This window comes from Pseudomonas brassicacearum (genome assembly GCF_009601685.2).
GTDB classification, from domain to species: domain Bacteria; phylum Pseudomonadota; class Gammaproteobacteria; order Pseudomonadales; family Pseudomonadaceae; genus Aquipseudomonas; species Aquipseudomonas kilonensis_B.
The window spans coordinates 4,626,526-4,646,861 of sequence record NZ_CP045701.2 but is presented as its reverse complement, the minus strand read 5'-3'; the positions used below and the strand labels follow the sequence as shown (position 1 = coordinate 4,646,861).

The window sequence follows — 20,336 nt, the reverse complement described above, 5'->3', positions numbered from 1 at the left end:
GTTCGGACGATCTTTTGATCTTCCACCTGAGACTCAAGTGTCTGGGGAAAGATCGCAGCCTCGCTTCGCTCGTCAGCTCCTACAGGCCCAGCGGGAGCAAGCTCCCTCACCACATCGGTTCAAGCAAGCCTTGATTGCGCTTGAACCGGTCTTTCCTTTTCTGTTACGAGGTCTACATGAAGCCAGAAGTCTTGCAACTCAGCCCGATCCTGATCCCTGAAATCAACGCCCGGCTCAACGAGCTGTTCACAGTGCGGCGCTATTTTGAACAGGTCGACAAACAAGCCTATCTGCAAGAACACGGTGCGAACATTCGAGGTGTCATTACTGGCGGGCATACCGGCATCAGCCAGGCGCTCATGGCCCAACTACCCGAGCTGGAAGTGGTGGCAGTCAACGGCGTAGGCACTGATGCCGTCGACCTGGCCTACGCCCGGGATCGCGGGATCAGCGTCACGGCCACCGTCGGCGCGCTGACCGAAGATGTCGCCGACCTGGCGATCGGCTTATTGATTGCCGTGTGCCGCGGGCTGTGCACCGGTGATCGCTATGTGCGTTCGGGCCAATGGCCCCACAGCCCAACGCCATTGTCCCCGCTGCCGTTGGCCCGGCAGGTGTCCGGCATGCGCATCGGCATCGTCGGCATGGGCCGGGTCGGTCGCGCCGTGGCAACCCGCGCCGCCGCGTTCGGGTGCCCGATCAGCTACACCGATCTGCAACCCATGAGCGACGTGAACCACACCTTCGTCGCCGACCTCAAGCAACTGGCCCGCGACAGCGACGCCCTGATCCTCGCGGCCGCCGCCGACAAGGCTGAAGCCATCATCGATGCCGAGGTGCTGCGCGCCTTGGGCGAGGGCGGGTATCTGATCAATGTGGCCCGGGGCAAACTGGTCAACGAGGTCGACCTGGTGGCGGCGCTCACCGCCGGGGAAATCGCCGGCGCGGCGCTGGATGTGTTTGTCGATGAGCCGCATGTGCCTGAAGCCTTGTTTGGCAACGAGCAGGTGGTGCTGCAACCCCACCGAGCGAGCGCGACGTTGCAGACCCGCACGCGGATGGGAGAGATGGTGGTGGCGAGTCTGGTGGACAGTTTTGCTGGGAAAGTGCCGCAGGGGTGTGTGACGGGGTGAAGGTTGGCCACTTCAGGGAAGCTTGAAGTGGCGATGCAATTGCATCCGTCGTATCCGGGTGGGAGCCGCGTCGCGACCTGGCTCCAACACTTGGCAATCTCCCAGGTTTTCAGGCGGTTCGAGTCGACAGGGTTCATGTTTTTGTCTCGGGATGTGTAGGTGAAAACCCATTTGGCCCAATGCTGCCGGCCAAATCGCCTGCTTGCCACAGTATGAGTCCCGCTGCCGCCAATAAACCGGAGTTGTGAAAAAACACAACCAGAGTACCATCGGCTCAAAGACAAGGAAGCCCATGGATATACTCACGCCATCACGTTTTGACGACGCCGCGATTTTGTACCCGAACGACAAGGCCGGGCTTGAGCGTTGCCTGCGCATTTTGAGGATGGCTCGCCCCAAGGCGTTCGCAGACCTGCAAAAGCTTTTCGGTACGCACGGTGTCGACTTGTTCAAGCCTAGGGCCACAATGAATTGGGTGGTTATCGACGTAGGCGGCAATAATCTCAGGGTGATAGGCGGCGTCAACTATGCCCGGCAGAAGTTCTACGTCAAACACATCTACTCGCATGCCGATTACGACGTTGCCAACAGCTGGTATGCAAGAAACAAAGGGGTAAGACGATGAGCGCAGCCCGGAACGACTTTCAAACCGTGATCGCGACGCTTGGCGAGCTACACGCGTTACTGGATCGCCTGCGCGGTGAGTTTGTGCATGGCATCAAGACCCCTGCCGACTATGAGCGTGCGACCGACCTGCTCGATGCGCTCACCGACGGGCGCGAACTGAGCAAGACCGAGGAGAAAATTCTCGTTGAGCTCGAGGATGAAATCCTGGCCTACCAGCGCAACTGCGACCAGTTTCGCGAATCGAATGCCGCTTTTGAGGCGACCTGCACGCCTGTGCAATTGATCAAGGACCTGATGGAAACGCTCGGGCTCACCGGTTCGGACCTCCCTGAAATCGGGGATAAAACGGCGGTGTCCAAGGTACTCAATGGCGACCGGCCTATCAGTCACAAGATGGCGTATGCCCTGGCAGAGCGGTTTGCGATGGAGCCGGGTGCTTTCTTGAACGCGGGCCCGGCAGAGCCGGCTCATATCGAAACTGTTCGTCTTCCTGTCAGGAAAACCTCACCCTATGACCGTTTTCGCAGCGACTCTATGATCGCACATTCAGTGAAAGAGGCTGGTGCCGGTGAATACAACGTGGTGGCTTCGAAGGGCCGCAGAAAGACAGTCAAAGGCCCGGACAAGGAGTAGGGCAATCGTCTGCTGATCAAGGGGTAGAGGCGCTTGTCGATCCACGGGAATTGAGGATGATCCGCACCGCCATGATCACCCCAACAAGCACAGCCGCAAAACCTGACGTCTCCAAAAGTGTCGGCAGCCGACCATGAAACCACAAGCCAAGCAGCGTCGCGAACAGCGACTCCAGGGCGATCAATTGTCCGGAAAGCACCATGGGCAAACGCTGGGACGCGGCGTTCCAGGCCCAGGCCCCAACAACGGATGACATCAGTGCAATCACGAACCCCCAGAGATACAAAGGCCCCGCTACGGAAACACTGAAACCCAGGCTCGGCAGCTTGAGCAGGTCGAGCGCTTGTACCGCCGGTAACAAACACAAGGTGCCGATGCCGGCGCCAGCCATCATGAGGCCGGTCCACGCGCCTGACGCGTGGGGTGGCAGCCTTAGCAAGGCGCGCTGGTTCAACCAACTGAATGCGAGCCACAACACCACGGCACCGATTGAAAACAACAAACCCATCAGCCACGAGCCTTCGCTTGCAACGGGTTGATGGACAGCGCCTAGATTCGACAACAGAAGCCCAATCGTCAAAAAAGCCAGTGGGATCGCCAGTTTGCGCCACTGGAGGGTTTTGGTCGTGGCGTTGCCCAGCAGTGCCAGCAAGACCGGCACCATGCCAATAAAGGCCGGGGTCAGCACCGGCCCGCCGAAGATGATGCCGGCGGCGATGCAGGCGCTATAGCCGAGGTAGCCGATCACGCCCAAGCCGGCGGCCAGAAACACCTGAGCGCGGCGCAAGAGCCGCAGCTGGTCCCGATAGAGCAGCACAACACCCAAACCCAGGGTACCGGCGATTAAGAACCTTACGATCATCAAGTCATAGATCGTGTAGTCGCCGGTGACGTAGGGCGCAATGAAGTTCAACGCCCAGCTCAGCGTCGCGACCACCGCGAGCACCAATCCGGTGATGAGGTTTGAGTATGGCTTCACGATCACGCAGGTTCCCCGATACACCACCAATGAACGTCGACTTCATCATCGCTCTGGGTTACATCGTGCCCATGCTCGATGAAGGATTCGGGCACATCCAAGGCAAGTCTGTCGCTCAAGCGCAGCGGTGCAAGGGTGTTGTGCTGTCCCAGGAAGCTCAAGTAGTAATCACGGTCGTAGAATAGCGTGACTTCACTTTGGTGCACCCAGGGCCAAGTCAGCAGGCAGGCGACGCGGTAGTAGCCTTGGCTGCGATCCGCCGCACGGGAAAGATGGGCGGCTGCTTCGAGCAACTGTTGAATACAGAAGGCCTGCACTTCGATGTGTGCTTGTGGACCTTGAACGAGTGAATCGATGACTGGGATTTTCCAATGCGCGTAGCGCTCGCTTTCGTGGCACTGAGGGTAGAAATGGCCGTTGAATTTCGCGGTCCAGCGCTCCAGCGCGCGGAGACGGCGGGGGATACCTCGGAGTTTTCTGTCGCTGAGGGCAATTTGTCGCAAGGCGATGTCCTTATGCGGTTCAATGGTATTGAGCGCATCCAGTGTAGGCTGCGAAACGATGAGATTGGCGTTCGCCGTGGTTGAGTGTGCAACTTGGTTTTTCCGACATCCGCGTTGCTGGTCGGCGAATAATTCCTGATAGGGACGTTTCCCTGGACGTCATAAGGATTGAAAAAGGAGTTTCATCATGAGCCCCATCCCCACTTTCCAAACTCGCCGTCTCATCCTCACCCCCCTGGAGCTGACGGATGCACCAGCGATCCAACGATTATTCCCACACTGGGAAGTGGTCCGTTACCTGGACAGTCGCGTGCCCTGGCCTTATCCGGATGACGGCGCGCTGACGTACGTGCGCGACCATGCGCTCCCCGCTGTGGCAGCCGGACGCGAGTGGCACTGGATGATCCGCATTGCCGAAGAGCCGACACAGAGTATCGGCAGCATCAGCCTCTACGACCAGCCCGGTAACCACCGAGGGTTCTGGCTGGCGCCGCCATGGCAGGGAAAGGGTTACATGCGCGAGGCTTGCGAGGCGATCAACGCCTATTGGTTTGAAACGCTAGAACGCCCCGTCATGCAAGTGCCCAAGGCGGTGGGCAACCTTGCTTCGCGCAGGGTATCGGAGCATGAAGGCATGCGCTTGATCGGGACGCAGGAAGGGGATTTTGTCTGTGGGGTGTTGCTTAAAGAGGTTTGGGAGATGACGCGTGAGGCGTGGCTTGAGAGGAGGACCAAACTCGGAGCGCATGAGCGGAATCAAGCTGGGTCATCATGAATTTCATCGTCAACAATGATCAAGGAAGAACACATGCAACCGTCACTCAATCGAATCATGCTGTATGTCCGGGACGTTCAAGCGACCTGCGATTTTTATGAGCGTCATTTCAGTTTTACCAGTGAAAGAAAAGTCGATGACCGCGTCACCGAATTGCGCCCTGCAAACGGTGGCGCGATCCTGATGGTTCACCCAGCAGGGAAGGCCGTTAAAACAGGGCAGGTCACCGTAAAGCTTGTCTTTGATCTCCAGGACGTCGAGGGTTTCAAGGCAAAGTGCCTGGCTCAAGGCCTGAAGTTTGGCGCTACGCACAGGGCGGACGGTTATTCTTTTTCCAACGCCAAAGACCCCGACGGTAATTCCATTTCCATCTCCAGCAGAGCGTTTGCATGCAGTTGAACTTTCATAAGATGCATGCCAATGGCGATGACTTCGTTATTGTCGATTCGCGAAACTCGGCCAATCCGGTGACAAGTGCCATGGCCCAGCGAATGGGGGATCGGAACCGGGGCGTGGGTTTCAACCAACTCGCGGTGCTGCTCGATTGCGACGATGCCGATGCCCGCGTGATGTTCTGGAACGCGGATGGCTCCGCGCTGGATGTTTGCGGCAGTGCGACGCGGGGTGCGGCGGATATGCTGATGCGCGAAGCAAATGTTTCTTCGGTAGCGCTGCGCACTAGCCGTGGTCTGCTCACTTGCGAACGTACTCCAAGGGGCGACATTTCCGTCGACATGGGTGTGCCGCTTTTGGGCTGGTCGGACATTCCTTTGGCGCAAGTACTGGACACCGCTGTGTTGCCACTTGCCAGCAGTCCAGTCGCGTGCAGCATGGGAAACCCTCACTGCACTTACTTTGTGGAAGATTTGGCAACCATTGATATCGCGACAATCGGCCCGGCCATCGAAACCAATGCGCTATTCCCACTCAAGACCAACGTTCATTTTGTCCAGATCATTGATCGCACGCATATTCGATTGCGCATCTGGGAACGTGGTGCTGGGATCGCGCTGGGTTCAGGTTCTTGCTCGTGTGGCGCGGTTGTTAATGGGATTCGTCGCGGTTTGTTGGACAGCGTCGTTGAGGTTGAATGTGATGGCGGAAGCGTGACGGTGCAATGGGATGGTGTGGGCGCGGTCTTTCTTATCGGACGGGTGGAAACCGTATTTTCGGGAACAGTTGCGGATGGCTTATTGGACGTTGACAGATGTTAAACTAAGAGTAGTAGCAAACAATCGAAATTTTGTGGAAAAGTTCTGAAGTGGGTTCAGGTTCTCGTATTTCTGATTTTTTTATAGATTTTTTTGATCTTGATTTTTTTGTGCTTATATCTAAAAAGGTGCGATGCTAAGCTATTAGTGATAATAAAAATAATGAATTCAAGCGCTTAAGCTGATGAGTTGCTCGGAGCGGCTCAGCATGAAAGGTAAAAATATAGAAGTGTCGTATTTGAACTTTTTGGAGTTATGAACTTGAGTGATGGCAAATAGCCCTTTCGTCATTTCCCAACTAGAGACAAGGAGGTCAGGATGAATGCATTCAACGTACTGATTATGTCGGTCCTCGCTGTTGCGCTCACCGGTTGTGGAAATTGGAATAGCGTCTATCGCTCACATAAATTTGAGGATGGCAACTCAGCATTTATTGATATAAAACAACGAGCAATAATCACGGGTGGTGTCACAAAAAAAGCGGACGGTTCTGTGAATAGTGTCGTCACTTGCGCGGAACCTAGCCCTGACGCACTTTCTGCTTATGCCGGGGAGCTGGCAGCAAAGGGGGATGTCGCAGGGAAGGGGGGAGCGGAGTTGGCTGGGGCCTATCAGGAGGCTGCGTCCTTTGTTGGAATGCGAAGCCAATCCATACAAATATTGCGGGACCAGCTGTATAGATTATGCGAAGCAAGGATGAATAATGTTATTTCAGCGCCGCAGTACCAAATGCTCTTGGTTAGAAATCAGAAGTACACGTTGCTGCTCATGGCGATCGAGCAACTGACAGGCGCGTCGCGTGTTCCTGTGGTGACCCTTACAAGTACTTCAAGTGCAGAGCTGATTGGGAATGTTGAGGTGGATCGCAAGCAACTTGCTGAGTCCGAAGCCAAGAAAAAGGATATTGAAGCGAAGGCAAAGGGTAACCCGACAGAGGATCAGAAGAAGGAGGTTGCTGCTATCGATGAAAACATAAAGGCATTAAAAAATCGTATTGAGATGGGCCGTCGCGCAATCGCATCAGGTTCTACAACTCAATATGTTGGAAGCTACACGGGAACATCTCCCATGACGGGGGCTTCTTCTGCCGATGTAAAAGAGATGGTGCTCAAGGCCTTCGAGTCAAAAGATTCCGAATATTTGTGTTTTACTAAGCTTGCGGAGTTGGCAGACCCAAATGCTTCCGGTGGGTATGAAGGAGCAAAAGCACTACTTGTGAAGTATTGCGAAGGTATATTGGTTAAAGAACAAAGTCTTGGCTCTGCGGGGAATGGCGCTTTGAAAGGCTTTAATGTTGTAGAGTTCGCGTCAAAGATAGAAAAAAATCCAGCTAAATACAAAGAGTTCATCGAGTTTATGAAGCAGGATGCGGGTAAACCGCTTGCGCCAGACTGAACCAGCTGGGTATCAGAATTAGAAGTACTTCTGTCGCATATTTAGTGGCTGAATCGAACGGCGTCGGTATCGTTTACGGCGTCTTGACCTCACTCCTCAGCTCATCAATATCCCCAAAGAAAAACTGAAACTCAATCTCCCTCCAACCCAGTTGATCTACAATGCCGCTCCTTCGACAGAGACCGGCATTTCGTGGATGCGTTTTCCCTTGTCTATCAACACCTGAGCGCATGGGTAATCGCACCCGTCACCCAGCAGTTCCTCGGCATTTTCAACCTGAACGGCCGTCTCGGAATCCTGTTTCTCTGCGCTTCCTACGGTGTCGCCTATGGCCTGTTCCGTTTCAGAAAACACCAGGGCCTGACTGACGCCCATTCATTCTGGCAATTCATTGGCGGCAGCCGAGTGCATCTGCACCGTTCGGCGTTGCTGGACTATCGCTACTACTTCGTCCGGGCCATTCTCAAGGTTGCCTTGGTGTTGCCCATTGTCCATCTGGTCGATCCGTACATCCTGCGCTCCGGGGACTACCTGGCTTTTTTCAGCAATCTCTGGGGCGCGCGTCCGCGTCTGGGGGAGAATTTTTCGCTCGCCTTGCTCTATGGGCTGGGGGTGTTCCTGGTGAGGGATTTCGTCCACTACTGGGCGCACCGGGCGTTTCATTCGCGCTGGCTCTGGGCGTTTCACAAGGTGCATCACTCGGCGCCCGTGCTGGTGCCGGCCACCGCGAGTCGGGTGCATTTTGTGGAGAAGATCGTCGAGAAGCTCGGCATCACCGCCTGCCTGGGCCTTTTCGCGGGTGGCTTCTGGTATGCCTGTGGTGGTGAGATCAGCCGCTACACGTTGTTCGGCGTGACGTACCTGGTGTTCATCTTCAATAGCCTGGCGGCTAATTTGCGTCACACCCATGTCTGGCTGTCCTTTGGCCCGGTGCTGGAACATGTGCTGAACAGTCCGGCCCAGCACCAGATCCACCACAGCGATGCACCCCGTCATTTCAACCGCAATTTCGGCGTCAACCTGTCGCTGTGGGACTGGATGTTCGGCACGCTCTATGTCACTAGTTCGCAGCCTGAGCACTTGCGTTTCGGCACCGGAGAACAGGACCACCAGCGTTACCTGACGGTGTATAGCCTGATTGTCACGCCTTTCGTCGAAACTGCTCGCAAGTACCTGCCCGCGTTTTCATATCAACGCCAACACGCCACAATGCGCCGAACGCCTGCCATCGGATCAGCGAGCGCTGTCACGGGTGAGGCTGAGCGAACATCCAGCAAGGAACGCCCATGAATTTCTTCAAGAAGCTCTTCGGTTCATCGAAAGCCCCTGAAACCCAAGACGACCAGCCTGCGCCGCAACTCCACGAGCTTGGCGACCTGACCGAGGCTGAAGCCGCCAACCTGGCCGTCCGGGAAGCCGGCGCCGCGTGCCTGGATCGTCATTGGAGCGCTGTCGGCACGGTCGAGCGGGATGTCCTTGCCTACCTGATCAGCCCGACCTTTTCCGGCGGCCCGTACTGGCCTTCGACCCGTCAGGCTTACCGCGTGGTCCGTCGTGGCGACGCGATCATTCTCGCCACTGAAGGCCTGTCCGATCCATTCGATGATACGGAAGGAATGGGTAACGGCTTCGAGATGGAATTGTTCGTCGAAACCGCGGATATCCCCGAGCACGCCTATGGCCCCGTGGGGGAGGTCGATCCATTCAAGCGCAGCTGGGCATTCGAGTTGGTGGAGCACGTCGCCAAAACGGTGGCCGACGCTGGCGGCATCACCCACCAACTCGACCAGTACGGGTCGCTATCCCTTGAACTGCCCGGGCTCAGCCAATCGCATCACATGAGCGATCAACTGCCCAAGCTCTTCGTGACCGATGATGATTCCACTGGCGTTCTGCTCGGCGCCCCGAAACCGGATTTTCCTACCCAGCTGGATGACATGCCCTTGTCTCCGGTCAGATTGGTACCGGTGGTCTTGATCACGGCGGCGGAGCTGGAGTACGTGCGTTCCGGCGGGCGAGCGGCGCGGGAGGATCTGGTGAGTCGTTTGCAGGCGGCGGGCGTTGGGCATATGAGCAGCCTGCATCGGGCGAGTGTGGTGTGATACATAGCAGCTATTGCTCAGAAACGGATGCTCAAGCGTGTCATTGCTCGCTCTAGTGGTAATCGTCGCATTGGGCATTCAAGGAGAGTGAAGCACCCATGGAATTGATTAAAGAAATTGAAAGAGCTGCCAAAAACGCCCCGATATGAAGCTTTCTTCGTGCTTTAGCAAGCTTTCGGACTTGAGTCACGACGCTATCTGTAGCTGTTTGGGTCATTGGAAAGTTCTCTACCTACAGCTCTGTAATGCGTACTTAAGAAACGATGAATGCGTGGCGAGGGAGCTTGCTCCCGCTTGAGCGCGAAGCGCTCACAAAAAGGGCTGCTACGCAGCCCAGCGGGAGCAAGCTCCCTCGCCACAGGTTATCGGCTAGAGGCTTATAGAGTGGAACCTGCCGGTGCCGCATCCAAGCGTCGTGCAATCACATCCATCACGTCGCACCCATCACGCAATGGAATGCAGCAAAGCTGTGCCAGATCTTGCAGGGTCGCGGGGTCGATGGTCTGTTCATCGCGCATCGCCAAATTTTCCAGGAACTGGGTAGCGGCACGGATTCGGTAGGCTGCTGAGTCGAGCAGGATGTGTAGCGGGGCGGTGGTATCGACGTAGAGGGGTTGGTCGTCGGCGTTGCTGGTAAGGCCCATGTATTGGTTCATGACAATTCCCTGTGTTGTTGGAATTGTGTCAGTCGAGTCGCCAAACCCGGCCGCCATTTGGGCGACGCCAAGACTATAGTCGCCACCGCAAAAAATACGCAAGGGATTGATAGGGAAGGGGATTCCCAATCATATGTAGGACGTTGCCATAATCGTAAGCATCCGAACTGTACGTCTTACAACTCAGCAGGGCCACCACCTACATCTTCCGCGGGCAAGAACATCATCCCGTGCTGTGCGAATACTGGGGGCGAATGGCAGCGTTCACAGCGTTTAAGGAATGACGAATGATTCAAGCCATGCAAACCAGAGAAGTAAGATTGATACCACGTCCCACCCAGTACCCTATCGAGACATCAGTGATTGATTACCGTGGACTGATCCTTGAAGACACCCGTGAAGGCGCCACCGACGGTGCCATTGAGCAACTGGAAGCCAGCCTGGGGGCTCGCTTGCCGGATGACTATCGCCAGTTCCTCAAGACCTGCAACGGCGCCTACGTGGAATACGATGTGCTGGCGACCCTGGCCAATGGCGATGAGGAATTGCTCAGTTTTTCACTGTACGGGCTGGACCCGGACAAAACGTATGAATCCAACCCCTTCGAACTGGAGCAACTGCGGGCCCAGCCCGGCTTCCCCGCAACGGGATTGCTGCCGATCGGTCGCGACGGCGGTGCGAGTATCTTGCTGCTGGATTTACGGGAAGGGCGCCAGGATGTGGCGGCGATGGTCGCGGGCTTGCCCGCCTGGACTGGGCGCCGTCAGCAGGGCGATGAGTACGTGGTGCTGGCGGATTCTTTCAATGGCTATCTGGATTCGCTGCATTTATCGCAAGAGCGGATCGAGGAGCATATCAATCACTTCATGATCAACCCTGAGAGTATCGAGGCGACGTTGGGGTGGTTGGATAAGGGGAGTCCGGGGTGGCGGGAGCGGTATCGGGAATTGTGGAATGCGAGGGTTGTGGATCGGTTGATTTGAAGACTGATTGGGTGGATGAATTCCGGTCTTGTCCCCTGGAGGCTGTTTACCTCTACTTCCCAAGTCGTCGTCACCAATCGGCAGCTTTACGGGCGTTCGTAGCTTTTTTAAAGACTGCGGATCTTGGCGATGCTTTCAGATAAAGCCGGCTTTCATCTGGAAGCAGAGAAATAGGTAAAGACGACCTGTTGATTCGAGCAGAATTATCTTGGCTGTCTTGCCTAAAGCTTCAGGCAACAATGTTAACTTTCGATAGGCTATGAGCGATGCAAGTGGGAGCTATAGACACGAAGCGGCCTTGGTCAGCACAGTAGCTGTAACTTCGATCTTCAGTTAGCAAGGATATCTCATTGAACGACTCTGAACATGTGAAAGAACTGTGCGCCCGTTTCAACTCCGGAGAACATCTGAAATTTACGTTTTTCTGGGGGCACCAGCGCAGCAAAATTGCCGTTACGGCTTCGTGCTTCAGCCAATGGTTCGAGGCCGGGTTCATTGTCGAGGGGCAACATTACCCGACAGCCGAACACTTCATGATGGCCGAGAAAGCGGCCTTGTTCGACGATCAGGAAATTCGTGCGCAGGTGCTTCACGCCCCGACACCTAATGCCGCCAAGGCACTTGGCCGCAACGTGCGCGGATTCGATGATCAGGTTTGGCTGCAACACCGATACGACATCGTCGTTCGAGCGAACCAGGCCAAGTTCTCTCAGAATCCGCAGTTGAACGAATATCTTCTACAAACCGGTTCGAGCGTTATTGTCGAAGCCAGCCCGGTTGATAACATCTGGGGTATAGGGCTCGCACAGGACAACGCGGATGCGAACAATCCGAATCTGTGGAAAGGCTTGAATCTGTTGGGATTTGCGCTGATGCAGGTGCGGGACGGGGAGTAAGTTATCCCTTCGCCGCTTGAATCCAGTCCTCAATCGAGACGCTCGATGGCGCGTGCAAGATTTGCGCGTGCCTGCTGCTCGAATGCGTCGAAGTACGCTGCGGTCGTATAGATGCGCCCGCGCGCCAGGAATCCCTCCAGGACCTGGCGCCGCTTTTGGCGGTACACAGGCAGAGGCACAAACTGGTACTCGTGGCGAATTTGTTGGTCGTATTCCTCGAACCGTTCGAACGACGCTCCAAGGATCGCCAGATCCGTGTCCACCAACACCGCTTCGTCTGCCGACTTCGGGGCGCCGTCGTGTCGTGTCACCATGATCAGGTCGTAAAGCCTGCGTCGCGTTTCATCGCCCAGGCCACTATCACGTGCCACGTCGTCCAACCATTGCGCACTGCGCAGTTCGTTGTCGCTGCGAAGGGGGTCGTAGATCACGTCATGGAACCACAGCGCGAGGTCGATTTCGGCGCAGGCCTGGCAGGCCGCGTTGACGAATCGGCGCACTTGAAGGCATTCCTTCAGATGCTGGAGGTTGTGGTAGGCGCGGTGCGGCTCGCCGTAGTGTCGAATGAGTTCTTCGTACGTCTCTCGTGACGGGCATACGACGCCAAGCTCCGCCCAGACGCGAGCCCAGGCGGCGAAACCGGTGCCATCAGCCATGTCGATGTCGCCGTGTGTGCTGGCTGGCGATAGACCGTTCTCTTCTGGCGAACCCTTCATCGTTTCTCCTGCGCTTCAAAAATGAAAAAGGTAATTATTGGGCATCACCCGCCGGTTCATCGTCGGCACCCTCCGGTGGCGCCCCGTAAGGTGCGCCACTCTCGACCCGGTCTGCCTTTACCCAATCGGTATAATCGTCGCCGCTCTTGGCGATGAAGTTCACTTCCAATACCCATTAATGCGCCCCACCCACCGGATGGATCTCGAGGTAGCTGTCGACGGCATCGTCTATGGTTGGGAAGAACGCCGTTTCGCCAAGTCGGGCGAACAACCCGAAGCGCTTCAGTTTATCCTTGACCGGATCCTTCATCTCGGCCACGCACAACTTAATACCCGCTGCATGCAAGGTTTCGTCCAGCTCTGCCAACATATCGGCAGAAGTCACATCGACACTGGTGACTGGTTCTGCCGCGACGACCAACCAGAGCACGGGCGTGGGCGATGCCGCCACGGCGTCCAGCACGCGCTCGCTGAACAGTTCGGCGTTGGCAAAAAACAATGGCGCATCCCAGCGAAACAGGACCAGGCCGGGGATCAAGCTCGCGTGCGGATAACGCTGGATATCGTGGTAGCCCTTGACCCCCGCGGCTTGCCCCAGCACTGCGGAATACGGCCTCCAGCCATCCCACAGGAACTCGATGACGGCGATCACGATGGCCAGACCGATACCCTCGATTGCACCGAACACGGCGACGCCAATGGTGCAGGTGATCGACAGCCAGAACTCCCAGCGCTGGATACGATAAATGCGTCGCAGGTCGGCCACTTCGATCAAGCCAATGGCCGACGCAATCACCACGGCTGCCAGTGCGCTGGTGGGCAAGTTCTGCAACAGGTTCGGTGCCACCATCAGCAACAAGGCCACCGCCAGTGCGCCGACCACCCCGGTAAGCTGGGTCTTGGCGCCGGCGGCTTCGGCCACGGGCGTCCGTGAAGAACTGCTGCTGATAGGAAAACCCTGGAAAAAACCCGCCGCCAGATTGGCGAAACCGAGTCCCGCCATCTCCTGATTCGGGTCGACATAGGTCCGGGCTCGCGCCGCGTAGACTCGCGAAAGCACGCTGGTGTCGGTGAACGAGACAAGGGCGACGGCGAAACCGCCGATGATGACCGGGACAATGTCGGCGCGGGTGATCCAAGGAATGGCGAACGCCGGTAAACCTTGTGGAAGGGAACCGATGACCGACACGCTCGCGCGCGTGGCGAGGTCCAGCACGCCCACGGCGACGGTCGCACCTGTCACTGCGATGAGGATGCTCGGGATACGTTTGTTGTCTCTGAGTAGCAGGATCAGCACCAGGGTGGCGGTGCCCACGATGAAGGTGGTCCAGTTGGTTTTGCCTTCCATCACCCCAGTGGCGATGGCCCACAGGTTTCTTCCCGGGCCATCGGATTCGATCGAAAAACCGAAGATTTTCGGCAACTGACTGATTAATACCGTTAAGGCAATCCCATTCATGTAGCCGTAGCGGATCGGTTTGGAAAGCAGCTCCGTGATGAAGCCCAGGCGTGCGATGCCCGCCAGGATGCACACGGTTCCCGACACGATCGCCATCATGCCCGCCAGAGCGACGGCGCGCTGGGGGTCGCCACCCGACAGTGGCACAACGACTGCGAGGATCACGGCGGTCAGCGAGGAATCCGGACCCAGCACCAGAATCCGGCTGGGTCCGAACAGTGCATAGGCGAGTAGCGGAACGATGGACGCGTACAGACCATAGATGCCGGGTAAGCCCGATGCCACGGCATAGGCGATGCCAACGGGCACCAACATCGTGGTGAGCACCAAGCCGGCCATGATGTCGTGGCGCAACCAGGCCATCTGGTACTCGCGCAGCGTGCGAAACCCGGGAAGCCACCGGCCCCAACCGGTTTCACCGCCGATATTGCGGCGTGCAATTCGGCCCGGTTCCGGGACGGGAGGGGAAGCATCCGAATCGCTCATGGAGCTGAGGCCTATAGGTGTACAGCGCAAACTCGCTAAAACGTGCCCGTCAGAATTTTTCGGCGACTCGTCGATACGGATAATCCGGGTCGCGATAGCTGCCTGGCTTTTGCCGCTTGGGCAATACCACCTTCTCGCGTGCGACATCTTTGTAGGGGATGCGGCTGAGCAAATCGGTGATGATGTTCAGACGCGCCCGTCGCTTGTCGTTCGAGTTGGCCACCAGCCATGGGGCATGATCAGTGTCGGTTGCGTTGAACATATCGTCACGTGCACGCGAATAGTCATACCAGCGGCTGTATGACTTGAGATCCATGGGGGTCAGTTTCCAGATTTTGCGTCCATCCTTGATCCGCGCCACAAGCCGTCGGGTCTGCTCCCCTTCGCTGACTTCAAGCCAGTATTTGAGCAGGATCACGCCCGAGTCGACGATTGCACGCTCCACCAGAGGCGTTGTCTTCAGGAAAGTGGCAACCTGCTCTGGGGTACAGAACCCCATCACACGCTCGACGCCTGCCCGGTTGTACCAACTGCGATCAAAGATCACCACTTCGCCGGCCGCCGGCAGATGCGGCAGGTAACGCTGGACATACATCTGGCTTTTCTCTCGCTCGCTCGGCGCCGTTAGCGCCACTACCCGAAAGACCCGCGGGTTCACGCGTTCGGTGATCGCCTTGATCGTCCCGCCCTTGCCAGCGCCATCGCGTCCCTCGAAGACGATGCAGAGCTTGATGCCCTTGGCTTTTACCCACTCCTGTAATTTGACCAGTTCGACGTGCAAGCCACGCAGTTGCTCAAGATAGTCCTTGTTCTTCAGCTTCGGGGTTGGAGCAGCATTACCCTTGGGGACTTTTTTCTTGTCCTTTGCCATGACCAAGACCTCACAAGTGGCAGTTGCTGCATCGATAGATAGACCTGCCAGCGCAGCTATCGGCTCGTAGATTTCGCATGACTTCGAGCAAACCGTAGCGCTGCTCTGCTTTTACATTTGGCTGCGAGACTAGCCACGTGAGATTAGTCCATGACCCAAGCGTTTACATTTGCGGCTAAAGACTCTTCGAGCATGAGGGGCATTGTTGATATCGCGTTGAAGCCTAAGTTGCATCAACAAGCGACAGGCTATGCTTTGGGTCTGCGCGGGCATATGAAGCTGAACGCACCGCTTCACCGTAGCTATTGAGCGTTACTTTGGCCTCAGGACAACCGGTATGACAAATCCGCAAGATAAAGCCGAGTCCGACGCGGATTTAGCTCAGATGGTTATAGGGCTAGGGCCCTGCACTTATCTGTTGCTGCTCTTACTTGGGTTGATCCTCCTGTTTCCCTTCCTTGAGGAGGGTTTAATGGCTCGCACGTCGCTCGGCATTCTGTTTTCAACGGTGCTGCTCGTGGGCGCTTTCGCCATCAGGCAGACGCGGCGAGGGTTCATCCTCAAACTATGCCTGGCGCTGCTTGGGATTGGCCTTCAATGGGGGGGCTTGTGGGCTGGGAGTATCGAGATTCTTGAGCTTGCCGGGATTTTCTATGTGGCGTCCCTTGCAGTTTCGTTTAGCGGAGTGCTTCGCTATATCCTCCAGCGCGGGCCAATTACAGCCGACAAGCTGCATGGCGCGCTTGCCGGTTACATCATGCTGGCCTTCGTCTGGTCCTTTATCTATGCCCTGGTCGAGATATCCGCCGCCGGCTCGTTTGGCCCTGACCAACTCGACTTCAGGCAGCCCGGCACTTTCTTCAAACTGATCTATTTCAGCTTCACGACGCTCACAACCACCGGCTACGGTGATGTGATTCCGTTGACTAACCACGCCCGCTCACTGGTGATGGTCGAAGAATTTTCAGGCGTCTTTTATGTTGGTGTTGTGATCGCGCGGCTTGCGGGTCTTTATCCGTCGAATCAGGCCAGGTGATGCTCGATTTGCCTGAGTTGAGTTGTAGCGCATCTGCCAATGTTTGGCTCTTTCATCGACCAAAAAAACTAGCCCCCGAAAGCAAACTCCGACGGTGCGAATCGGTCGCTGGTGTCCATACGAATATTGCGCAGCGCTACGGTTTCCAGGTGTGACGCGTAGAGCGACGCAGAGAAATAGCTGATCAGAATGGAGCGACGGCGTGCGCCGAGCACGTTCAGGCTGCCCGCGTGTACCAGATCGACATCGAACACCAGAATGTCACCGGCAGAGCCTGAAAGCTGTACGGTGCGTGACTCGTCATTGAAGTCGAAGGGTGGGGCGCCCGGCTCAGGTCGATGGCTGCCGGGGACGATCCGTGTCGCGCCGTTCTCGGGGCCGTAATCGTCGAAAAAAGCCAGGGCGATGGCGATGTCGCCTGGCCGTTGGGCTGACAAGTCGCGGTGCAGTTGTTGGTGGCCGCCACCGGCAAGAGGCTCGCGGCCTTCCACTTGGGAGAGAAAGAATTGTTCGCCGATCAACTCACCTGCCACCGACAGTAGCTGGGGCAGACGGCACACGGCCTGAATCTTTGAATCATCGTCCAGCATCGAATAGCGCCAGTCCATGCCGCGGGGCACTGGCCATTGGTCCGACGGTTTCACGCCCGCATCGAACACGGCACGAAGGTCGGCCAGCCACTCGGTCGGGATCGCTTGACGGAGCAGGGCGTAGCCGTCTTGGTGGAGTTGTTTGCGGTCGGGCATGGTTTTTTCGACTTCCTTGTGCGGACCTTTGGAAGGCTAGTCTGCAAACCAAAGTGGGACCACCAGCCCTTGATGAGTCAGGGGCTCTGTAGGAGCTGTGTAGGAGCTGTCGAGTGCAACGAGGCTGCGATCCTTTGATCTTTCGCTCCGAACTCAATTGGCAGTGAAAAGATCGCAGCCTCGTTGCACTCGACAGCTCCTACAACGCAGTTCAAGCGGGAGCAAGCACCCTCGCCACAGGTTGTTGGCTGGCAGGCTTTATAGAGTGGAGCCTGCCGGTGCCGCATCCAATCGTCGTGCAATCACATCCATCACGTCACACCCATCACGCAGTGGGATGCAGCACAGTTGCGCCAGATCTTGCAAGGTCGCGGGGTCGATGGTCAGTTCATCACGCATCGCCAAGTTCTCCAGGAACTGGGTGGCGGCACGGATTCGGTAGGCTGCTGAGTCGAGCAGGATGTGTAGCGGGGCGGTGGTATCGACGTAGAGGGGTTGGTCGTCGGCGTTGCTGGTAAGGCCCATGTATTGATTCATAAGTAAGCTCCACTGGATAGTTTTGCCCACTGCGGGTCGCCAAACCCGGTCGCCATCTGGGCGACGGCAAAACTATAGACGCCCCTACAAAAACGATGCAATAGATGGATAGGCAGGCCAATTTCCAACGATATGTAGGACCTTTCTGTAGCCCCACCCCCCATTTTCGCTTTTCATCCCCCATTTGCCCCTCGACGCATCCCACAATCCAATCGCGCATTCCCACTCGGCGCGGGATAATACGGGCCTGCTTGGGGTCACAAGCTTTTCTCCCTCGTTGGTATTGGCGGCTCAGAAGGATCGAACGCAATGACAGATTGGCTCCAGAACTATGGAGAAATGGCTGAGCGGGTTCGCCGCCATCCTTGGGAGGACACGCCGCTCGGGCCGCCTGCGCAGTGGCCTGATGTATTGAAGACCACCGTGGCGTTGAGCCTCGCTTCGCATTTTCCCCAGGCCATCGTATGGGGGCCGGACCTGATCACGTTGTACAACGATGCGTTCCTGCCGATCCTCGGCAGCAAGCCCGAGGCGTTGGGTCGGGGGTTCGATGAGGTGTGGCAAGAGGTCTGGCGCGATATCGGGCCGATCGTGCGCGCGGCCTTCGAGGGGCAAGCGACCTTTATAGAGAATTTTCCCTTGGTCATCGAGCGCGGCGGCGGTCCTGAGCAGGCTTATTTCACGTTCTGCTACAGTCCCATCCGTGACCAGTTCGGCAAGGTCGTGGGCATGCTGGATACGGTCACCGAAACCACCTCGACGGTGTTTATGACCCAGCGGCTGGCGGTGCTCGATGCCATCGGCAATGCCGTGGCGAACGCCACCGACCCGCAGAGCATCATGGCGACCACCACGCGGATCGTGGCGGCGCACCTGAACTTGTCCAATTGTGCCTATGCGGACATGGATGAGGACGAGGACGGCTTCACCATTCGTGGCGATTGGGCCAGGGCTGGCTCACCGCATATCCTTGGGCATTATCAGCTGGCCGATTTCGGGCGGCTGGCCGTCGCCAACCTGCGGGCGGGCAAGCCGCTGGTGATCAACGATAACCTCAAGGAACTGGCGCCGGAGGAAGCGGCGGCGTTTCAGGCCCTTGGCATCGCGGCCACCATTTGCGTGCCGTTGATCAAGGGCGGGCGATTGACCGCGTTGATGGCGATCCACGATAAAACGCCGCGGGTCTGGTCATCCTACGACCTGGCGCTGCTGATGGAAGTCACCGAGCGATCCTGGGCCCACATCGAGCGCGCCCGTGCCGACGCTGCCGTGCGCGAAGGCCTGGCGGCCCTGGCCGAATTGAACGCGACGCTGGAAGAACGGGTCGAGGAGCGCACCACGCGCTTGAAACAGACCGAAGCGGCGCTGCGTCAATCGCAAAAACTCGAAGCCATCGGCCAGCTCACCGGCGGCGTGGCCCATGACTTCAACAACCTGCTGACTATCATTCGTTCTTCGGTCGACTTCCTGCGCATGCCCAGCCTGTCCGAAGAGCGCCGACAACGCTACATGACGGCGGTGTCCGAAACCGTGGAGCGCGCCTCCAAGTTGACCAGCCAGTTACTCGCGTTTGCCCGGCGCCAGCCGTTGAAGCCGCAAGTCATCGATGTGGGCAAGCAAGTGCAGAGCCTGGGGGACATGCTGCAAACCGTCACCGGGGCACGGATCCAGGTCCACGTCGAGTTGTGCGATCGACCCTGTTACATCCGGGCAGATCTGAGCCAGTTCGAGACCGCACTGATCAACATGGCCCTCAATGCCCGGGATGCCATGAATGGCCAGGGCACGCTGTGGCTTCGGCTCAGTTGTGGCGCTGGCATGCCGCCGATCCGTGGTCATTCCGGGGCCGGGCAATCCTTTGCTGCCATTGCCTTGGCGGACACCGGTACCGGTATTGACTCGCCAGTGCTCGAGCACATCTTCGAACCCTTCTTCACCACCAAGGAAGTGGGCAAGGGCACGGGGCTGGGCTTGTCCCAGGTGTTTGGCTTTGCCAAGCAGTCCGGTGGCAACGTCGATGTTTCGACTGTGGTGGGCCAGGGCACGGTGTTCACCTTGTACCTTCCGGAAGTGGCGCCCGAGAAAAATCAAGAGCCGGCCAAGGAAGAACTCACCCACCTCCTGCCGGAAAAGGGCAAGCGTCGGGTGTTGATTGTCGAAGACAACCTGGAGGTGGGGCGATTTGCCAACCAGATCCTCCAGGACCTGGGCTACGAAACCGCCTGGGCGACCAACGCCGAGGAAGCGCTGGAAATGGTCGGCTCGGATGCGATGGCATTCGACGCGGTATTTTCTGACGTGGTGATGCCGGGGATCAGCGGCATTGCCCTGGCCAGGGAACTGCGCCAGCGTCGCCCGGAGTTGCCGGTGGTGCTGACGTCGGGTTACAGCGAAGAGCTGGCCCATAGCGGCCATGAGGGCTTTGAGTTCTTGTCCAAACCCTATTCGGCCGATCAGGTTTCCCGGGTTTTAAACCGCACGATACTGGGGGCTGAATGAGTGTTTCCTTTTTGAAACAGCGAGTTCCATTCGTCGGCCAAGGGCCTTGTTGAATCAACAGTCTGTTGATGACCGACTAGTCTCACTTTCGTG

Annotated in this window: 21 protein-coding genes; 13 read left to right on the top strand and 8 right to left on the bottom strand. The window is 57.2% G+C overall.

Annotated elements, in window-relative coordinates; genetic code table 11:
• Positions 1-176 precede the first annotated feature (176 nt).
• The 3 genes from GFU70_RS19720 (at position 177) to GFU70_RS19710 (ending at position 2,393) form a co-directional block, all read left to right on the top strand.
• Positions 177-1,133 (top strand): 2-hydroxyacid dehydrogenase, encoded by a 957-nt coding sequence (locus tag GFU70_RS19720; protein ID WP_153388683.1) that lies wholly within the window; start codon positions 177-179, stop codon positions 1,131-1,133.
• A gap of 292 nt (positions 1,134-1,425) precedes the next feature.
• Positions 1,426-1,758, top strand: a complete 333-nt coding sequence (locus GFU70_RS19715; RefSeq protein ID WP_058544264.1) for a type II toxin-antitoxin system HigB family toxin — start codon at positions 1,426-1,428, stop codon at positions 1,756-1,758.
• Positions 1,755-2,393 carry a helix-turn-helix domain-containing protein gene (locus tag GFU70_RS19710; protein ID WP_116641619.1) on the top strand — a complete coding sequence of 213 codons (639 nt, stop codon included), beginning with the start codon at positions 1,755-1,757 and terminating at the stop codon, positions 2,391-2,393. The genes GFU70_RS19715 and GFU70_RS19710 overlap by 4 nt, the downstream gene beginning before the upstream one ends.
• A gap of 16 nt (positions 2,394-2,409) precedes the next feature.
• Here the strand turns inward: GFU70_RS19710 and GFU70_RS19705 are convergent, their stop codons facing one another.
• Complete coding sequence (locus GFU70_RS19705; RefSeq protein ID WP_153389186.1) at positions 2,410-3,375, bottom strand: DMT family transporter; 966 nt, start codon at positions 3,373-3,375, stop codon at positions 2,410-2,412.
• Positions 3,375-3,875, bottom strand: a complete 501-nt coding sequence (locus GFU70_RS19700; protein ID WP_116641620.1) for a DUF3916 domain-containing protein — start codon at positions 3,873-3,875, stop codon at positions 3,375-3,377. Before GFU70_RS19700 ends, GFU70_RS19705 begins: the two co-directional genes overlap by 1 nt.
• 187 nt (positions 3,876-4,062) lie before the next feature.
• Between GFU70_RS19700 and GFU70_RS19695 the strand changes: the two genes are divergently transcribed.
• The 6 genes from GFU70_RS19695 (at position 4,063) to GFU70_RS19670 (ending at position 9,358) form a co-directional block, all read left to right on the top strand.
• A complete protein-coding gene (locus tag GFU70_RS19695; RefSeq protein ID WP_153388682.1) occupies positions 4,063-4,650 on the top strand; it encodes a GNAT family N-acetyltransferase in 588 nt (195 codons plus the stop codon).
• A gap of 33 nt (positions 4,651-4,683) precedes the next feature.
• Positions 4,684-5,049 (top strand): VOC family protein, encoded by a 366-nt coding sequence (locus GFU70_RS19690; protein WP_153388681.1) that lies wholly within the window; start codon positions 4,684-4,686, stop codon positions 5,047-5,049.
• Complete coding sequence (gene dapF, locus GFU70_RS19685) at positions 5,040-5,864, top strand: diaminopimelate epimerase (RefSeq protein WP_153388680.1); 825 nt, start codon at positions 5,040-5,042, stop codon at positions 5,862-5,864. Before GFU70_RS19690 ends, dapF begins: the two co-directional genes overlap by 10 nt.
• 315 nt (positions 5,865-6,179) lie before the next feature.
• On the top strand, positions 6,180-7,256 hold the full coding sequence (locus GFU70_RS19680) for a hypothetical protein (RefSeq protein WP_058544257.1): 1,077 nt from the start codon (positions 6,180-6,182) through the stop codon (positions 7,254-7,256).
• 192 nt (positions 7,257-7,448) lie between these two features.
• Positions 7,449-8,546, top strand: coding sequence for a sterol desaturase family protein (locus GFU70_RS19675; protein WP_153388679.1), 1,098 nt, complete (start codon positions 7,449-7,451; stop codon positions 8,544-8,546).
• Positions 8,543-9,358, top strand: a complete 816-nt coding sequence (locus GFU70_RS19670) for a suppressor of fused domain protein (protein WP_153388678.1) — start codon at positions 8,543-8,545, stop codon at positions 9,356-9,358. Before GFU70_RS19675 ends, GFU70_RS19670 begins: the two co-directional genes overlap by 4 nt.
• A 377-nt stretch (positions 9,359-9,735) precedes the next feature.
• Here the strand turns inward: GFU70_RS19670 and GFU70_RS19665 are convergent, their stop codons facing one another.
• Positions 9,736-10,014 (bottom strand): hypothetical protein, encoded by a 279-nt coding sequence (locus tag GFU70_RS19665; protein ID WP_053189585.1) that lies wholly within the window; start codon positions 10,012-10,014, stop codon positions 9,736-9,738.
• Positions 10,015-10,373: 359 nt separating this feature from the next.
• Here GFU70_RS19665 and GFU70_RS19660 point away from each other — a divergent pair, with 359 nt between their 5' ends.
• Positions 10,374-10,997: an SMI1/KNR4 family protein gene (locus GFU70_RS19660; protein ID WP_153388677.1), complete on the top strand. Its 624-nt coding sequence runs from the start codon at positions 10,374-10,376 to the stop codon at positions 10,995-10,997.
• A 350-nt stretch (positions 10,998-11,347) separates the two neighbouring features.
• A complete protein-coding gene (locus GFU70_RS19655; protein ID WP_003204120.1) occupies positions 11,348-11,893 on the top strand; it encodes an NADAR family protein in 546 nt (181 codons plus the stop codon).
• Positions 11,894-11,922: 29 nt separating this feature from the next.
• Here the strand turns inward: GFU70_RS19655 and GFU70_RS19650 are convergent, their stop codons facing one another.
• The 3 genes from GFU70_RS19650 to ppk2 form a co-directional block, all read right to left on the bottom strand.
• Positions 11,923-12,609, bottom strand: a complete 687-nt coding sequence (locus GFU70_RS19650; protein WP_116641629.1) for a hypothetical protein — start codon at positions 12,607-12,609, stop codon at positions 11,923-11,925.
• Between the two features lie 175 nt (positions 12,610-12,784).
• A complete protein-coding gene (locus GFU70_RS19645; protein ID WP_153388676.1) occupies positions 12,785-14,554 on the bottom strand; it encodes a SulP family inorganic anion transporter in 1,770 nt (589 codons plus the stop codon).
• 49 nt (positions 14,555-14,603) lie between these two features.
• Positions 14,604-15,425, bottom strand: a complete 822-nt coding sequence (gene ppk2 / locus GFU70_RS19640) for a polyphosphate kinase 2 (RefSeq protein ID WP_058544247.1) — start codon at positions 15,423-15,425, stop codon at positions 14,604-14,606.
• A gap of 337 nt (positions 15,426-15,762) precedes the next feature.
• On the opposite strand from ppk2, the gene GFU70_RS19635 reads away from it, so the two are divergent.
• Positions 15,763-16,461 (top strand): potassium channel family protein, encoded by a 699-nt coding sequence (locus tag GFU70_RS19635; protein WP_058544246.1) that lies wholly within the window; start codon positions 15,763-15,765, stop codon positions 16,459-16,461.
• Between the two features lie 68 nt (positions 16,462-16,529).
• Here the strand turns inward: GFU70_RS19635 and GFU70_RS19630 are convergent, their stop codons facing one another.
• Both GFU70_RS19630 and GFU70_RS19625 read right to left on the bottom strand, forming a co-directional pair.
• Complete coding sequence (locus GFU70_RS19630) at positions 16,530-17,207, bottom strand: phytanoyl-CoA dioxygenase family protein (protein ID WP_153388675.1); 678 nt, start codon at positions 17,205-17,207, stop codon at positions 16,530-16,532.
• A 258-nt stretch (positions 17,208-17,465) separates the two neighbouring features.
• Entirely contained in the window at positions 17,466-17,744 is a 279-nt protein-coding gene (locus GFU70_RS19625; protein ID WP_058544244.1) for a hypothetical protein, read from the bottom strand.
• A gap of 309 nt (positions 17,745-18,053) precedes the next feature.
• On the opposite strand from GFU70_RS19625, the gene GFU70_RS19620 reads away from it, so the two are divergent.
• Positions 18,054-20,243, top strand: coding sequence for a response regulator (locus GFU70_RS19620; protein ID WP_153388674.1), 2,190 nt, complete (start codon positions 18,054-18,056; stop codon positions 20,241-20,243).
• Positions 20,244-20,336 lie beyond the last annotated feature (93 nt).

Bases quoted from the DNA above. Each gene is read 5' to 3' on its own strand.
- GFU70_RS19690 (WP_153388681.1), top strand. From the start codon at position 4,684: ATGCAACCGTCACTCAATCGAATCATGCTGTATGTCCGGGACGTTCAA.
- GFU70_RS19720 (WP_153388683.1), top strand. From the start codon at position 177: ATGAAGCCAGAAGTCTTGCAACTCAGCCCGATCCTGATCCCTGAAATC.
- ppk2 (WP_058544247.1), bottom strand. From the start codon at position 15,425: ATGGCAAAGGACAAGAAAAAAGTCCCCAAGGGTAATGCTGCTCCAACC.
- GFU70_RS19645 (WP_153388676.1), bottom strand. From the start codon at position 14,554: ATGAGCGATTCGGATGCTTCCCCTCCCGTCCCGGAACCGGGCCGAATT.
- GFU70_RS19695 (WP_153388682.1), top strand. From the start codon at position 4,063: ATGAGCCCCATCCCCACTTTCCAAACTCGCCGTCTCATCCTCACCCCC.
- GFU70_RS19680 (WP_058544257.1), top strand. From the start codon at position 6,180: ATGAATGCATTCAACGTACTGATTATGTCGGTCCTCGCTGTTGCGCTC.
- dapF (WP_153388680.1), top strand. From the start codon at position 5,040: ATGCAGTTGAACTTTCATAAGATGCATGCCAATGGCGATGACTTCGTT.
- GFU70_RS19665 (WP_053189585.1), bottom strand. From the start codon at position 10,014: ATGAACCAATACATGGGCCTTACCAGCAACGCCGACGACCAACCCCTC.
- GFU70_RS19620 (WP_153388674.1), top strand. From the start codon at position 18,054: ATGACAGATTGGCTCCAGAACTATGGAGAAATGGCTGAGCGGGTTCGC.
- GFU70_RS19630 (WP_153388675.1), bottom strand. From the start codon at position 17,207: ATGCCCGACCGCAAACAACTCCACCAAGACGGCTACGCCCTGCTCCGT.
- GFU70_RS19710 (WP_116641619.1), top strand. From the start codon at position 1,755: ATGAGCGCAGCCCGGAACGACTTTCAAACCGTGATCGCGACGCTTGGC.
- GFU70_RS19715 (WP_058544264.1), top strand. From the start codon at position 1,426: ATGGATATACTCACGCCATCACGTTTTGACGACGCCGCGATTTTGTAC.
- GFU70_RS19670 (WP_153388678.1), top strand. From the start codon at position 8,543: ATGAATTTCTTCAAGAAGCTCTTCGGTTCATCGAAAGCCCCTGAAACC.
- GFU70_RS19650 (WP_116641629.1), bottom strand. From the start codon at position 12,609: ATGAAGGGTTCGCCAGAAGAGAACGGTCTATCGCCAGCCAGCACACAC.
- GFU70_RS19635 (WP_058544246.1), top strand. From the start codon at position 15,763: ATGACAAATCCGCAAGATAAAGCCGAGTCCGACGCGGATTTAGCTCAG.
- GFU70_RS19625 (WP_058544244.1), bottom strand. From the start codon at position 17,744: ATGAATCAATACATGGGCCTTACCAGCAACGCCGACGACCAACCCCTC.